This window comes from Rahnella sp. ATs2, assembly GCF_051851855.1.
Classification (GTDB): Bacteria; Pseudomonadota; Gammaproteobacteria; order Enterobacterales; family Enterobacteriaceae; genus Rahnella; species Rahnella variigena.
This window is the reverse complement of the sequence record NZ_JBLYPL010000009.1, coordinates 173,763-187,828: the sequence shown is the minus strand read 5'-3', so window position 1 is coordinate 187,828 and position 14,066 is coordinate 173,763. Positions and strand designations below refer to the sequence as shown.

The following is a 14,066-nucleotide window of genomic DNA, read 5'->3' as shown; positions in this document are numbered from 1 at the left end:
CCCCCGGGATCTTATGATCCCGGGGGCTTTTTACTGTTTATAAATTTTATTAACCAAATCATTCTGGCTATATCAAGGCGGCAACTGAGTACATCCCCGGGAGCTTAAACAGGTAAGTGACCGGGGTGAATGAAGGCAGCCAACGCAGAGATAGCGTGAAGGATGCCGGTTAATAGCCGATGGCCGCACCTGCGGGGCGTCGCACATCATTCGCGCCGTACAGATAACCTTCGCGCACCTTGCCTGAAACTGCGGAATCATTACCTGAGGTCGCGGATGTTACGCCAGCAGCACCCGGTAATCCCACCATAATCAGCTCTGCGGCACCCCACGGCGTTTGTTCCACCATTTTGTAACCCATCTTCTGCAGAATGTTCAGGCTGTCCTGTGAAACGCCGCGCTGCTCGTAATAGACTTCATCCGGCAACCATTGATGATGAATACGTGGCGCATTCACCGCTTCCTGCGGTGGCATACCGTGGTCGATAACATTCAGCGCTGTTTGCAGAGTGATGGTGATGATGCGCGAACCACCCGGCGAGCCGAGAACCATGAAGGTTTTGCCGTCTTTGGTCACTAAACTCGGACTCATAGACGATAGTGGGCGCTTACCGGGGGCGATAGCGTTTTTAACGCCCTGTACCAGGCCGAAGAGGTTTTTCTCACCAACTTTGGTGGTGAAGTCATCCATTTCATCATTAAGGAAGAAACCGGTTCCTGGCGCGATGACCACAGAGCCAAACAGGCCATTAATGGTGTAAGTGGTAGAGACGGCGTTACCCATTTTATCGACGATAGAGTAATGGGTGGTTTCCGGTTTCTCGTGCGGTTCCATCCCCGGCTGAACGGCTGTGGAAGGCGTGGCTTTATCTGCTTCTATTTTCTTACGAATTTCTTCGGCGTAGCTTTTGCTAATCAGGCGGTCAATCGGGTTTTTCACAAATTCCGGATCGCCAAGATAGGTATTGCGGTCCATGTAAGCATGGCGCATGGCTTCGGTGAGGACATGAATCGACGCCGCTGAGTTGAAGCCCATGCTTTTGATGTCGTAGCCCTCAACGATGTTGAGAATTTCACACATCGTCACACCACCGGAGCTCGGCGGCGGTGCGGACACGAATTTATAGCCCCGATAGCTGCAGGTGATCGGCGCGTCCTCAGTGACTTTATAGTTCGCGAAATCTGCCGCTGTCAGGATACCGCCGCCTTTTTTCGAGGCCGCTTCCACTGCTGCCGGGATTTTGCCTTTATAGAAAGCATCCGGCCCGTGTTTTGAAATGGATTCCAGCGTATTGGCTAAATCGGTTTGAACCAGTTTATCGCCCGGCTGTAGTGCGCTGCCGTCTTTACGCAGGAAAATGCGCGCTGCCTCAGGATCTTCTTTGAAGCGGTCAACCTTGGTATCGAGAATATCGGTATCGGCGCGGGTCAGCACAAAGCCCTGACGGGCAAGTTTAATCGCCGGTGCCATCACCTGCTGGCGCGTCAGTTTGCCGTATTCCTTCTGCACCGTATCCAGGCCCAGTACTGTGCCCGGTACACCTGCCGCGAGATATCCGTACAGGCTGGCGCCTTTTTTCACATTGCCATCGGCGTCCAGATACATATTGGCGCTGGCGGCGGCAGGTGCGGTTTCGCGGAAGTTAATGAAAGTGTCCTTGCCATCAGCAAGATGCACCGTCATGAAGCCTCCGCCGCCGATATTGCCACAACATGGGTTGACGACGGCCTGCGCGTAGCCAACGGCCACGGCGGCATCAATGGCGTTTCCGCCCATTTTTAGAATATCGACACCGACCTGAGAGGCCAGATATTGCGAAGTGACAACCATGCCGTTTTTGGCTTCAACTGCTGGACTGGACGCGGCATACAGCGGGAAGCTGGTCAGTAAGGCCAGCGCGATGAGTGATTTCCGTAACATAGGGGCTCCTGTTTATTACCCTGTCTTATGAGTCATAACCTTCAGGTTATTGTGTGATAACGCTTTTTTGTGTGTTTTATCCGATCAGAACTATGCAAACTGCACGCCATAATGACCGGAGTGGAACATTTTCAGCGTAGACGTAAAACAGGCAGAACAGGGAGCGGGAAGGGGAAATTGTGATCGTGCCGGATGGCAGGCAAAAAAAAACGGCCAGCTAAGCTGACCGTTATTGACCTTGAAATCCGTGAAGGGATTACAGGTTTGACGCGTTTTCTGTCAGGTATTTAGCCACGCCGTCCGGAGAAGCGCCCATACCTTTTTTGCCTTTTTCCCACTGAGCCGGGCACACTTCGCCGTGCTCTTCGTGGAATTGCAGTGCGTCAACCATACGCAGCATTTCGTCGATGTTACGACCCAGTGGCAGATCGTTCACTACCTGGTGACGAACAACGCCTTCTTTGTCGATCAGGAAAGAGCCGCGCAGTGCAACGCCAGCGTCCGGATGTTCGATACCGTAGGCTTTCTGAATTTCGCGTTTGATGTCAGCAACCATCGCGTATTTAACAGGACCGATACCGCCTTTCTCAACAGGGGTGTTACGCCATGCGTTGTGAACGAACTCGGAGTCGAAGGACACGCCTACCACTTCTACGCCACGTTTCTGGAATTCTTCGTAACGGTGATCGAAAGCGATCAGCTCAGAAGGACATACGAAAGTGAAGTCCATTGGCCAGAAGAAGATAACAGTAGGTTTGCCTGCAGTGTGTTTTTTGAAGTTGAAGTTTTCAACTACTTCGCCGCTACCGAGAACTGCTGCTGCGGTGAAGTCAGGGGCTGGACGAGTTACCAGAACCATAATATTACTCCTTATGAAACCCTTACGGGCGTCGTAGGTGAGAAGGAAGGGTGAACAAAACGACTGCCAGTATAGGGGCAACCCGCAGGTGAATAAACCCCATCGCACCAATCAATCAGATAGCATCCGGCTATCAGTCTTTGACGTAAGTCTCAAACTTTTTTAACAACAACCTTTTGGATTGCAGGGAATTGCGGATGGAATCACAAAATTCGCGGTGTTTGTCAGATTTGCCGGTCTTTCGCCTGTTGCATCATGACCGGATAAAACTGCCAAAAAAGCTGTTCGAGGGCGTCGTAATTTAGCTCGATATCATGGAAGGAACCGGTCAGCGCGCCGAGTTTTGGCCGCCGGTTAGCCATGCCTCGCAATACGTCGCCAATAAAAGGCAGCACGGCATAACGTTCCATCCAGCGTTCCGGCCATAAATACGCATTCAGATTCTGGAAGCGTTCCGGCATTTCAGGCAACTGTGGCTCGATTTCCTGCTGGCAGTCGTCAAGAAAATCTTCCAGCGACTGCTGAGGATGAATGCTGTCCCAGTGACGTGAGAGAAAATGATCCCAGACCACATCGAGCGTGATGGGCGCGACGCGGCGAAAATCTTCACGAAAATAGCTGCGGGCAATTTTCACTTCCGGCAGCGAATCGGTCATGGTATCTACGCGGCGATGCATGCGGATCCCGCTGACAATTTCAGCTGAATATTGTCCGTCAGGATTGCCGCGAACGAAGTCAGCCAGCAGGTTGCCGGTCAGTGAGCTTTGGGCCAGTGAGGCCAGATGGAGGTGAGCGAGAAAATTCATGACGGCAGTATAACGCAGGAAAGTTGATCTCTGACAGGGCAGCGGATGCCTTTATTGACGCAGATGCTTGCAGGGGATGCCCCGTCCCTCTAGACTAAGCCGCCTGTTTTTGTCGTTAAGTGAAGTGAAAAGCCATGCGTGTTGCCGATTTTTCTTTTGAACTCCCTGAATCCCTGATTGCGCGCTATCCGCAGACCCAGCGCAGCGGCTGTCGTTTGTTGTCTCTGGACGGGCCTAGCGGTGAGTTAACGCACGGCGTGTTCACCGATATTCTCGATAAAATCCATCCCGGCGATTTGCTGGTATTTAACAATACCCGCGTGATCCCGGCCCGCGTGTTTGGCCGTAAGGTCAGCGGCGGAAAAATTGAAGTGCTGGTTGAGCGTGTGCTCGATTCGCACCGCGTTCTGGCGCATGTGCGTGCGTCCAAATCGCCAAAACCGGGTGCAGAACTGCTGCTTGGAGATAAAGAAGATATTAAAGCGACGATGGTGGCGCGCCACGATACGTTGTTCGAGCTGGAATTTAATGAAGATCGTGATGTCTTTACTCTGCTCAACGAAATCGGCCATATGCCGCTGCCGCCTTATATCGACCGTCCTGATGAAGATGCTGACCGTGAACTGTATCAGACCGTCTACAGCGAACGTCCGGGCGCGGTAGCTGCGCCAACCGCTGGCTTACATTTCGATGAGCCGCTGATGGATGCGCTGAAAGCCAAAGGTGTGGAGTTTGCTTTCGTCACACTGCACGTGGGCGCAGGGACTTTCCAGCCGGTTCGCGTGGACACCATTGAAGACCACATCATGCACGCTGAGTATGCCGAAGTGCCTCAGGAAGTCGTGGATGCGGTGCTGGCGTGTAAAGCGCGCGGCAATAAAGTGGTGGCCGTGGGCACAACGTCTGTGCGTTCGCTGGAAAGTGCGGCGAAGGCCAGTGAAGATGCATTGATTGCGCCATTCTTCGGCGATACCAAAATCTTCATCTATCCGGGTTATCACTATCAGGTGATTGATTCCCTGATTACCAATTTCCACCTGCCTGAATCGACGCTGATCATGCTGGTGTCGGCGTTTGCCGGCTATAAAAATACGATGAATGCCTATCATCAGGCCGTCGCAGAGCAGTACCGTTTCTTTAGTTATGGGGATGCGATGTTCATCAACCGTAACCCGCTGGCGCCGCAGGAAGTGGTCGGCCAGTAGCTTTTTGTAATTAACGGTCCGGACGCACTCGGTGCATTCGGGCTTTCTTTTCCGGGCATCATGCCACGGACTTAACCTCATCAGACTGTTTCTCTGATGCTGGAGGCAATGTGAAGTACGAATTAAGCACTACCGATGGCCGCGCACGTCGCGGACGTCTGGTCTTTGAACGTGGCGTAGTCGAAACCCCGGCATTTATGCCAGTGGGTACTTACGGCACCGTAAAAGGCATGACCCCGGAAGAAGTAAAGGAAACCGGCGCACAGATTTTGCTGGGTAACACTTTCCACCTGTGGCTGCGCCCGGGGCAGGAAATCATGAAGCTGCACGGCGACCTGCATGATTTCATGAACTGGCACGGCCCGATCCTCACCGATTCCGGCGGTTTCCAGGTATTCAGCCTGGGCGCGATGCGTAAAATCAAAGAAGAAGGTGTGCATTTCCGCAATCCTATCAACGGGGATCCTGTCTTCCTGAGTCCTGAAAAATCGATGGAAATCCAAAACGATCTGGGTTCGGACATCGTGATGATCTTCGACGAATGTACGCCTTATCCTGCTGACTGGGATTACGCAAAACGTTCTATGGAGATGTCTTTGCGCTGGGCAAAACGTAGCCGCGATCGCTTCAACGAATTGAATAATAAGAATGCTTTGTTCGGTATTATTCAGGGCAGCGTTTACGAAGATTTACGAGATGTATCATTAAAAGGGCTGGTAGATATCGGCTTTGATGGTTACGCTGTGGGCGGTCTGGCGGTAGGTGAGCCAAAAGAAGATATGCACCGTATCCTCGAACACGTTTGCCCGCAAATCCCGGAAGACAAACCTCGTTATCTGATGGGTGTCGGTAAACCGGAAGATTTGGTGGAAGGCGTGCGTCGCGGTATCGATATGTTTGACTGCGTGATGCCAACGCGTAATGCGCGAAATGGTCATCTTTTCGTGACCGATGGCATCGTGAAAATCCGAAATGCGAAGCATAAAGATGACACGTCAACGCTCGACGAACACTGTGATTGCTACACATGTCGCAATTACAGCCGCGCTTACTTGCATCATCTTGACCGTTGCAACGAAATTCTCGGTGCGCGGTTAAATACGATCCATAATCTGCGCTATTACCAGCGTCTGATGGCCGGTTTACGCCAGGCTATTGAAGAGGGTAAATTAGAAGCGTTTGTGACAGACTTCTACGAGCGTAAAGGCAAGCCTGTTCCGCCTTTAAACTTCTGATTTCTTTTTCGTATCGGCATCTTCGAAAGGGGGTGCCGATTTTATAATTTCTTGAACCGGCATTATGGGGTATTGTGCGAGACGTTTCATCGCCAGACTCCGGGTCGGATTCTCGGTTTGTATTACATCAATTTGCTTCACAACAACAATGAGGGAATTTAAATGAGTCTTTTCATTTCCGATGCAGTCGCAGCGACCGGCGCACCGTCACAGGGAAGTCCTTACTCTCTGGTTATCATGCTGGTGGTTTTTGGTCTAATCTTCTATTTCATGATCCTGCGCCCGCAGCAGAAACGTTCTAAAGAACACAAAAAACTGATGGACTCTATCGGTAAAGGTGACGAAGTCATGACCACCGGTGGTCTGATCGGTCGCGTAACTAAAGTAGCCGAAACCGGTTATGTGGTTATCGCACTGAACGACACCAACGAAGTGATGATCAAACGTGACTTCGTGGCAGCAGTTCTGCCAAAAGGCACGATGAAGTCTATCTAATTTTCGATTTTCCCGAAGGGAACTGCCGTGTTAAACCGTTATCCTGCGTGGAAGTATCTGATGTTGATCGTTGTGGTCATCGTCGGTTTGCTTTATGCACTTCCCAACCTTTATGGTGAGGATCCGGCTGTTCAAATCACTGGTGCTCGGGGTTCCGACGCCAGTGAAGCAACGCTGGACCAAGTCCGTAACGTATTAGATCAAAGCAAAATCCAGATCAAATCAGTTGCTCTGGAGAATGGCGCTATTCTTGCCCGTTTCAAAGACACGGATGTACAACTTCGTGCACGTGAAGCGCTGACTGAAGCGCTGGGCGACAAGTTTGTTATTGCACTGAACCTCGCGCCGGCAACGCCGCGCTGGTTGAGCATGCTGGGCGCTGAGCCGATGAAGCTGGGCCTCGACTTGCGTGGTGGTGTTCACTTCCTGATGGAAGTGGATATGGATACCGCGCTGAGTAAGCTGCAAGAGCAAACGATGGACAACATGCGCAGCGACCTGCGCGACAAGAATATTCCTTATGCCACGGTGCGTAAGCTCGACAACTATGGCGTTGAAGTGCGTTTCCGCGATGCTGCTACCCGTGATTCTGCGGTCAGCTACCTGAGCCCACGTCACCGCGATTTAGTGATCACCAACAGCGGCGATAATGCAGCTCGCGTGGTGATGACTGATGCTCGCCTGAGTGAAGCGCGCGAGTATGCCGTTCAGCAAAACATCACTATCCTGCGTAACCGTGTCAACCAACTGGGTGTCGCCGAGCCGCTGGTACAGCGTCAGGGTGCTGACCGTATCGTGGTTGAGTTGCCGGGTATTCAGGATACTGCGCGTGCTAAAGAAATTTTAGGCGCGACCGCGACTCTGGAATTCCGTCTGGTAAACACCAATGTGGATGCTTCTGCTGCTTCAACCGGTCGTGTACCGGGCGACAGCGAAGTGAAAAACATGCGTGATGGCCGTCCGGTAGTTCTGTACAAACGCGTGATCCTGACCGGTGACCACATCACTGATTCTACATCCAGCATGGATGAGTACAATCAGCCGCAGGTTAACATCTCTCTCGACAGCGCTGGCGGTAACGCCATGTCTAACTTCACGAAGGATAACATCGGCAAACCGATGGCTACCCTGTTCGTGGAATATAAAGACAGCGGTAAGAAAGATGCGAATGGCCGTTCGATTCTGGCGAAACAGGAAGAAGTCATCAACGTGGCGACGATTCAGTCACGTCTGGGTAACAGCTTCCGTATCACCGGGGTGAACGATCCGAATGAAGCCCGTCAGCTGTCTCTGCTGCTGCGCGCCGGTGCGTTGATCGCGCCAATTCAGATTGTTGAAGAACGTACTATCGGCCCGACCTTAGGGATGCAAAACATCACTCAGGGTCTGGAAGCGTGCTTGTGGGGTCTGGTGGCATCCATTCTGTTCATGGTGGTTTGGTACCGTAAGTTCGGCATTATTGCCACGACTGCGCTGGTGGCTAACCTGATTCTGATTGTTGGGATCATGTCGCTGCTGCCGGGGGCAACGCTGACCATGCCGGGTATTGCCGGTATCGTGCTGACGCTGGCGGTAGCCGTCGACGCCAACGTACTGATAAACGAACGTATCAAGGAAGAGCTGAAGAACGGTCGTTCCGTTCAGCAGGCGATTCATGAAGGCTATAAAGGTGCGTTCTCCAGTATCGTCGATGCCAACATTACTACCCTGATCACGGCAATTATTCTTTATGCAGTGGGTACCGGTTCGATCAAAGGCTTTGCTATCACCACCGCTATCGGTGTGGCAACCTCGATGTTTACGTCGATCGTGGGAACCCGTGCAATCGTGAACCTGGTTTACGGCGGCAAACGCATTAAAAAGCTGTCTATCTGAGGAGTGCGTTGTGGCACAGCAACAACCATATACTGTTGAACAACTGAACTACGGCCGTAAAGTCATCGACTTTATGCGCTGGGACAACGTGGCCTTCTGTATTTCAGGCCTGTTGTTTATCGCTTCCGTCGCGATTATGGGTGTTCGCGGATTCAACTGGGGTCTGGACTTCACTGGCGGTACCGTCATTGAAATCAGCCTCAGTCAGCCCGCTAACCTCGACGACATGCGCGCCGATCTGGAAAAAGCAGGATTCAAGGATCCTGTTGTTCAGAACTTTGGCAGCAGCCGTGACGTGATGGTTCGCCTTCCGCCTGTTTCCGGTAATGCCGGTCAGGAACTGGGGAATAAAGTCCTTAGCCTGGTAAACGCTGATATCGACAAAGACGCCACCGTAAAACGTGTCGAGTTTGTGGGTCCGAGCGTGGGTAACGATCTGGCGCAGGCTGGCGGCATGGCGCTGCTGATGGCGCTGATTTGTATCCTGATTTACGTCGGGTTCCGTTTTGAATGGCGACTGGCGCTGGGTGCAGTAATCGCACTGGCGCACGACGTGATCATCACCATGGGCGTATTGTCGCTGTTCAGGATCGAAATTGATCTGACCATTATCGCGTCCCTGATGTCGGTTATCGGTTACTCGCTGAATGACTCCATCGTGGTGTCGGACCGTATTCGTGAAAACTTCCGCAAAATTCGTCGCGGTAACTCTTACGAAATCATGAACGTGTCCCTGACCCAGACGTTAAGCCGTACCATTATGACCTCAGCAACCACGCTGATGGTTGTACTGATGCTCTATATCTTTGGCGGTGCGTTGCTGGAAGGCTTCTCTCTGACCATGTTGATTGGTGTGTCAATTGGTACTGTTTCGTCAATCTACGTGGCGTCTGCGCTGGCTCTGAAACTGGGCATGAAGCGTGAACACATGTTGCAGCAGAAAGTGGAAAAAGAGGGCGCAGATCAGCCTTCGATTCTTCCGTAATTTGCCGATGGTTCAGCTACCGACCTGAAAACAAAAACCCCGCGATGCGGGGTTTTTTTTGGTTTGTAATTCGCTGCTGCTATTTAGCCACGACAGGCGTTGTGGCAGTCGCTACGACCGGCTGTGCCGGCGGTGTCGCCAAGATATTATGCAGGTGTACAAATCCCAGCGTGTCGACAGTCACCTGATTAAACTTCACCTCGACGGTTTTCACCGGCCCCGGTAATAAATCTGGCTCGACGGTAATCGTCTGGGTTTGCATATCGACGGTCAGCGGTTTGCCGGTGACCGGATCCAGCTGTCCCCAGCTTAAAGAAGCCGTAAACGGCGGCAATGGCTGACCGGAGGTGTTTTTGATTTCAAGCACGGCCTGAATGCCGGTGGCATCGGGTGCGACGCGGGTCAGCTGAACTTCCAGCTGGCCGATATCACTTTTCAGCAGCGCGGCGCTTTTCGCTGCCGGCAATAAATACACGCCATTTGATGACTGGCGGTTAAGCGTGGTCTGCTGCTCCAGCGCGATGGCCAGATCTGTCAGGCGTTGCAGTTTTTGATTGAGCTGACCCACTTCCGTTTTAAGTTCCGGCATTTGAGGATTTTGCTTCGCGCAGCCCGCCAGACTGAATAACGCGGCACAGGCCAGTAAAAATCGCGGGTGTTTCGTCATATCAGAGACTTCCTTTCATCTGCCCGTTGAAACATTCCGTCCGGGCACCAATATAGATAACTAAGTTTAACCCGATGTCGATGAAAGTAGCGACAGCCTTTGTTGTCGGCACACTTCGGGTTAAACTAATGTCCAATTGAGTTCGCGATCAGGAAGTGCTATGCATTGCCCATTTTGTGCCGCTGTTGATACTAAAGTCATCGATTCCCGTCTGGTAGGCGATGGATCGCAGGTTCGCCGCCGCCGTCAGTGTCTGGTGTGCCATGAGCGTTTCACCACCTTTGAAGTGGCTGAACTGGTGATGCCACGCGTCATTAAAAGCAATGAAGTTCGCGAACCTTTCAACGAAGACAAGCTGCGTGGTGGTTTTCTCAAAGCGCTGGAAAAACGCCCGGTCAGCTCTGATGATGTCGAAACGGCCATCAGTCACATTAAGTCGCAACTGCGCGCAACCGGCGAACGTGAAATCCCGGCCAAGATGATCGGCAATCTGGTGATGGACGCCCTGAAAGGGCTGGATAAAGTCGCTTATATTCGCTTCGCATCGGTGTATCGCAGCTTCGAAGATATCCGTGAATTTGGTGAAGAGATCGCCCGTCTTCAGGACTAAGGAAAGCTGATGCTGCCTGACCAACCGTCTTCTGTTCAAAATCTTTCTGATGAATCACCTGCTGATGAACGCTATATGGCGCGCGCTTTCGAACTGGCGCGTCTCGGGCGTTTTACCACCACGCCCAATCCTAATGTGGGATGCGTCATTGTATTAAATGGCGAAATTGTCGGCGAAGGCTATCATTTGCGTGCCGGTGAACCGCACGCCGAAGTCCATGCTTTGCGCATGGCCGGTGAGAAAGCCCGCGGCGCGACTGCCTACGTAACCCTCGAACCTTGCAGCCATCACGGGCGCACACCGCCTTGTGCCGATGCCTTGCTGGCCGCCGGTGTCAGCCGCGTGGTCGCCGCGATGCAGGATCCGAATCCGGAAGTCGCCGGTCGTGGTTTATACCGCCTTAAACAGAATGGTATTGACGTCAGCCACGGGCTGATGCATTCCCAGGCAGAAGCCGTAAACCTCGGTTTTCTCAAACGCATGCGTACAGGTTTTCCTTACGTACAGCTGAAAATGGGCGCGTCTCTGGATGGCAGAACGGCGATGGCTTCCGGCGAAAGCCAGTGGATCACGTCTCCGGCAGCCCGTGCGGATGTTCAGCGTTTTCGTGCTGAAAGCTCGGCCATTCTGAGCACCAGCGCCACCGTGCTGGCCGATAATCCTTCGCTGAATGTACGCTGGAGCGAGCTGGGCAGCGAAGTGCAGGCGATTTATCCTGAGGGAAATCTGCGCCAGCCGCTGCGTATCATTCTCGACAGCCAGAATCGTGTTACACCGCAGCATCAGCTGGTGAATATTCCCGGTGATGTCTTGCTGGCGCGCCTTGAAGTCGATTCGCAGGTCTGGCCGGAGTCCGTCGAACAATGGCGCGTGGCCGGGCGCGATAACCGTATTGATCTGGTTCTGCTGATGATGCAGCTGGCAAAACGCCAGATAAACGCCATCTGGGTGGAAGCGGGTGCGCAGCTGGCCGGCGCCTTATTACAAGCGGGTCTGGTTGATGAATTAATCGTTTATATGGCGCCTAAGTTATTGGGTAATAATGGGCGAGCACTTTGCGAGTTGCCCGGTTTACAACATCTGACTGATGCGCCGGAGTTTGCTTTCAGCGATATCCGCCAGATTGGCCCTGACTTACGTTTACGCCTGAAACCGGTGTACTGAGAATTTTACTCCCCCCTGATGGAATGACGTTAAAAGCGCATGTCCAGACAGGGTAATTTTATGATAGAATCCGCCCCCCTGCGGCTGGGGTTGAGAAACTCCTGAACCCACTTTAAGGAAAACTATGAACGTTATCGAAGGTGTTGTAGCCACGCCTAACGCGCGCGTAGCGATCGCGATTGCTCGTTTTAACAACTTTATCAACGACAGCCTGCTTTCCGGCGCTGTTGATGCGTTAAAGCGTATCGGTCAGGTCAGCGATGACAACATCACCGTAGTCTGGGTCCCGGGCGCATACGAATTGCCTCTGGCAACTCGTGCACTGGCTGAAAGCGGTAAATTTGACGCGGTTGTTGCACTTGGCACCGTGATCCGCGGGGGCACTGCCCACTTTGAATTTGTAGCGGGCGAATGCAGCTCTGGCCTGTCCAGCGTTGCCATGAACAGCGAAATCCCGGTTGCCTTTGGCGTGCTGACCACAGAAAGCATTGAACAAGCCATCGAACGCGCAGGGACAAAAGCCGGTAACAAAGGTGCAGAAGCTGCACTGACCGCGCTTGAAATGATTAATGTTATCAAGGCTATTAAGGCCTGAATCTAGTTAAGGGGAAATCCGTGAAACCTGCTGCTCGTCGCCGCGCCCGTGAATGTGCCGTTCAGGCGCTTTACTCCTGGCAGTTGTCGAAAAATGACATCGCCGATGTTGAATTAGAATTCCTGACCGAGCAGGATGTCAAAGACGTAGACATTGCCTATTTCCGCGAACTGCTGGCTGGTGTAGCAAACAGTGCTGAGAAACTCGATGCACTGATGGCGCCATACCTGTCCCGCCAGCTGGATGAACTGGGCCAGGTGGAAAGAGCGATTTTGCGTCTGGCTCTGTTTGAGCTGAGCAAACGCCAGGACGTCCCTTACAAAGTGGCGATCAACGAAGCCATTGAACTGGCGAAAACTTTTGGTGCGGAAGACAGCCATAAGTTCGTCAACGGTGTGCTGGATAAAGCAGGCCCGCATATTCGTAAAAAATGATCATCAAAAAAGTGCCGGCTTCAGTCACAAATGGCGACAGTCATTTTCGCCTGAATACCGCCTCTGTTGATAATCTGGTGATGTCACCTGGTTTATCTTTTGTGTGACACCCCTCTTAAGGCCGGATTTCCGGCCTTAAGTCATTCTAACGATTTGGAAATGTACTATGTCATGCGGCGAATTTGATGTAATCACTCGCTACTTTAACCGTTACAGAACCGCCCGACAGGACGTTCATTTAGGCATTGGTGATGATTGTGCCTTACTGACGGTTGGCGAGAAGCAGCTGTTAGCAGTCAGTACCGACACTCTGGTTGAAGGCATTCATTTTCTAAAAACGATTTCACCGGCCGATTTGGGCTATAAAGCTCTGGCGGTAAACCTCAGTGATCTGGCCGCGATGGGCGCTGATCCTGCCTGGGTTTCTCTGGCACTGACGTTGCCGGAAGTCAATGCCGACTGGCTGCAGGCATTCAGCGACAGTCTGTTTGATCAACTTAATTATTACGGCATGCAGCTGATTGGCGGCGACACCACCCGCGGTCCGCTGAGCATGACGTTAACCATTCAGGGGCTGGTCCCCGCAGGGCGCGCATTAACCCGTTCCGGCGCCGGTATTGGTGACTGGATTTTCGTGACCGGAACGCTGGGTGACAGTGCTGCGGGGCTCGCCATTCTGCTGGAACAGCTGAATGTGACGGAGTCCGATACCCGTGAATTCCTGCTTAAACGTCATCTTCGGCCGTCGCCGCGCGTGTTGCAGGGTCAGGCATTGCGTGATTTGGCAACCTCCGCTATCGATCTCTCTGACGGGCTGATTTCGGATCTTAAACATATACTGAATGCCAGTGAATGCGGTGCTCGCCTCGATCTCGATGCCATCCCGTTATCTGCCGCATTAAAGAATGTCACGGATCCTGAGCAGGCGCTGAAATGGGCACTGACCGGTGGCGAAGATTACGAGCTTTGCTTTACCGTCCCGGAAATCAACCGTGGCGCGCTGGATGTAGCGCTGAGCCATCTGGGTGTTGATTTCACCTGTATCGGTCAGATTGCGCCGCTGTCTGAAGGGATTAAATTTTTGCGTTCAGGCGCACCGGTAGAACTTGAATGGCAGGGTTTTGATCACTTTGCCGCAGAGGAATTGCTGTGAATATTGGCCGTAAAAAACGCCCAGCCGGGTATAAAGGCAAAACCGGTGATCCGGTTCAGGAC

Annotated in this window: 14 protein-coding genes; 10 read left to right on the top strand and 4 right to left on the bottom strand. The window is 52.5% G+C overall.

Annotated features, from left to right (window positions below):
- Positions 1-169: 169 nt before the first annotated feature.
- The 3 genes from ggt to ACJY2G_RS11870 all read right to left on the bottom strand — a co-directional run bounded on the left by ggt (position 170) and on the right by ACJY2G_RS11870 (position 3,586).
- A complete protein-coding gene (gene ggt, locus ACJY2G_RS11880; protein ID WP_430318891.1) occupies positions 170-1,921 on the bottom strand; it encodes a gamma-glutamyltransferase in 1,752 nt (583 codons plus the stop codon).
- A 256-nt stretch (positions 1,922-2,177) separates the two neighbouring features.
- Positions 2,178-2,780 carry a peroxiredoxin C gene (locus tag ACJY2G_RS11875; protein ID WP_095924927.1) on the bottom strand — a complete coding sequence of 201 codons (603 nt, stop codon included), beginning with the start codon at positions 2,778-2,780 and terminating at the stop codon, positions 2,178-2,180.
- A 224-nt stretch (positions 2,781-3,004) separates the two neighbouring features.
- A complete protein-coding gene (locus tag ACJY2G_RS11870) occupies positions 3,005-3,586 on the bottom strand; it encodes an ACP phosphodiesterase (protein WP_430318892.1) in 582 nt (193 codons plus the stop codon).
- Between the two features lie 134 nt (positions 3,587-3,720).
- Here ACJY2G_RS11870 and queA point away from each other — a divergent pair, with 134 nt between their 5' ends.
- The 5 genes from queA (at position 3,721) to secF (ending at position 9,381) form a co-directional block, all read left to right on the top strand.
- The gene (queA, locus tag ACJY2G_RS11865; RefSeq protein WP_113876156.1) at positions 3,721-4,791 is read left to right on the top strand and encodes a tRNA preQ1(34) S-adenosylmethionine ribosyltransferase-isomerase QueA; all 1,071 of its coding nucleotides are present in this window, start codon (positions 3,721-3,723) and stop codon (positions 4,789-4,791) included.
- Between the two features lie 110 nt (positions 4,792-4,901).
- Positions 4,902-6,026, top strand: a complete 1,125-nt coding sequence (gene tgt / locus ACJY2G_RS11860; RefSeq protein ID WP_015698345.1) for a tRNA guanosine(34) transglycosylase Tgt — start codon at positions 4,902-4,904, stop codon at positions 6,024-6,026.
- Positions 6,027-6,188: 162 nt separating this feature from the next.
- Positions 6,189-6,521, top strand: a complete 333-nt coding sequence (gene yajC / locus ACJY2G_RS11855) for a preprotein translocase subunit YajC (RefSeq protein ID WP_013576670.1) — start codon at positions 6,189-6,191, stop codon at positions 6,519-6,521.
- A 27-nt stretch (positions 6,522-6,548) separates the two neighbouring features.
- Positions 6,549-8,396: a protein translocase subunit SecD gene (gene secD, locus ACJY2G_RS11850; protein WP_112287489.1), complete on the top strand. Its 1,848-nt coding sequence runs from the start codon at positions 6,549-6,551 to the stop codon at positions 8,394-8,396.
- A gap of 73 nt (positions 8,397-8,469) precedes the next feature.
- Entirely contained in the window at positions 8,470-9,381 is a 912-nt protein-coding gene (secF, locus tag ACJY2G_RS11845; protein ID WP_211334002.1) for a protein translocase subunit SecF, read from the top strand.
- A gap of 79 nt (positions 9,382-9,460) precedes the next feature.
- On the opposite strand, the gene ACJY2G_RS11840 is transcribed toward secF, so the two are convergent.
- On the bottom strand, positions 9,461-10,048 hold the full coding sequence (locus ACJY2G_RS11840; RefSeq protein ID WP_112287491.1) for a DUF3251 domain-containing protein: 588 nt from the start codon (positions 10,046-10,048) through the stop codon (positions 9,461-9,463).
- Between the two features lie 160 nt (positions 10,049-10,208).
- On the opposite strand from ACJY2G_RS11840, the gene nrdR reads away from it, so the two are divergent.
- From nrdR to thiL, 5 genes are all read left to right on the top strand, one after another.
- Entirely contained in the window at positions 10,209-10,658 is a 450-nt protein-coding gene (gene nrdR / locus ACJY2G_RS11835) for a transcriptional regulator NrdR (RefSeq protein ID WP_015698341.1), read from the top strand.
- 9 nt (positions 10,659-10,667) lie between these two features.
- Positions 10,668-11,822, top strand: coding sequence for a bifunctional diaminohydroxyphosphoribosylaminopyrimidine deaminase/5-amino-6-(5-phosphoribosylamino)uracil reductase RibD (gene ribD / locus ACJY2G_RS11830; protein ID WP_430318893.1), 1,155 nt, complete (start codon positions 10,668-10,670; stop codon positions 11,820-11,822).
- 124 nt (positions 11,823-11,946) lie between these two features.
- Positions 11,947-12,417, top strand: coding sequence for a 6,7-dimethyl-8-ribityllumazine synthase (gene ribH / locus ACJY2G_RS11825; protein WP_095924936.1), 471 nt, complete (start codon positions 11,947-11,949; stop codon positions 12,415-12,417).
- A gap of 20 nt (positions 12,418-12,437) precedes the next feature.
- Positions 12,438-12,851, top strand: coding sequence for a transcription antitermination factor NusB (gene nusB, locus ACJY2G_RS11820; protein WP_013576663.1), 414 nt, complete (start codon positions 12,438-12,440; stop codon positions 12,849-12,851).
- A gap of 166 nt (positions 12,852-13,017) precedes the next feature.
- The gene (thiL, locus tag ACJY2G_RS11815) at positions 13,018-14,004 is read left to right on the top strand and encodes a thiamine-phosphate kinase (protein WP_120160810.1); all 987 of its coding nucleotides are present in this window, start codon (positions 13,018-13,020) and stop codon (positions 14,002-14,004) included.
- Positions 14,005-14,066 lie beyond the last annotated feature (62 nt).

Excerpts from the sequence above, each read along its gene's own strand:
- thiL (WP_120160810.1), top strand. The coding sequence starts at position 13,018 with ATGTCATGCGGCGAATTTGATGTAATCACTCGCTACTTTAACCGTTAC.
- ribD (WP_430318893.1), top strand. The coding sequence starts at position 10,668 with ATGCTGCCTGACCAACCGTCTTCTGTTCAAAATCTTTCTGATGAATCA.
- nrdR (WP_015698341.1), top strand. The coding sequence starts at position 10,209 with ATGCATTGCCCATTTTGTGCCGCTGTTGATACTAAAGTCATCGATTCC.
- ggt (WP_430318891.1), bottom strand. The coding sequence starts at position 1,921 with ATGTTACGGAAATCACTCATCGCGCTGGCCTTACTGACCAGCTTCCCG.
- secF (WP_211334002.1), top strand. The coding sequence starts at position 8,470 with ATGCGCTGGGACAACGTGGCCTTCTGTATTTCAGGCCTGTTGTTTATC.
- ribH (WP_095924936.1), top strand. The coding sequence starts at position 11,947 with ATGAACGTTATCGAAGGTGTTGTAGCCACGCCTAACGCGCGCGTAGCG.
- ACJY2G_RS11875 (WP_095924927.1), bottom strand. The coding sequence starts at position 2,780 with ATGGTTCTGGTAACTCGTCCAGCCCCTGACTTCACCGCAGCAGCAGTT.
- yajC (WP_013576670.1), top strand. The coding sequence starts at position 6,189 with ATGAGTCTTTTCATTTCCGATGCAGTCGCAGCGACCGGCGCACCGTCA.
- queA (WP_113876156.1), top strand. The coding sequence starts at position 3,721 with ATGCGTGTTGCCGATTTTTCTTTTGAACTCCCTGAATCCCTGATTGCG.
- ACJY2G_RS11840 (WP_112287491.1), bottom strand. The coding sequence starts at position 10,048 with ATGACGAAACACCCGCGATTTTTACTGGCCTGTGCCGCGTTATTCAGT.
- ACJY2G_RS11870 (WP_430318892.1), bottom strand. The coding sequence starts at position 3,586 with ATGAATTTTCTCGCTCACCTCCATCTGGCCTCACTGGCCCAAAGCTCA.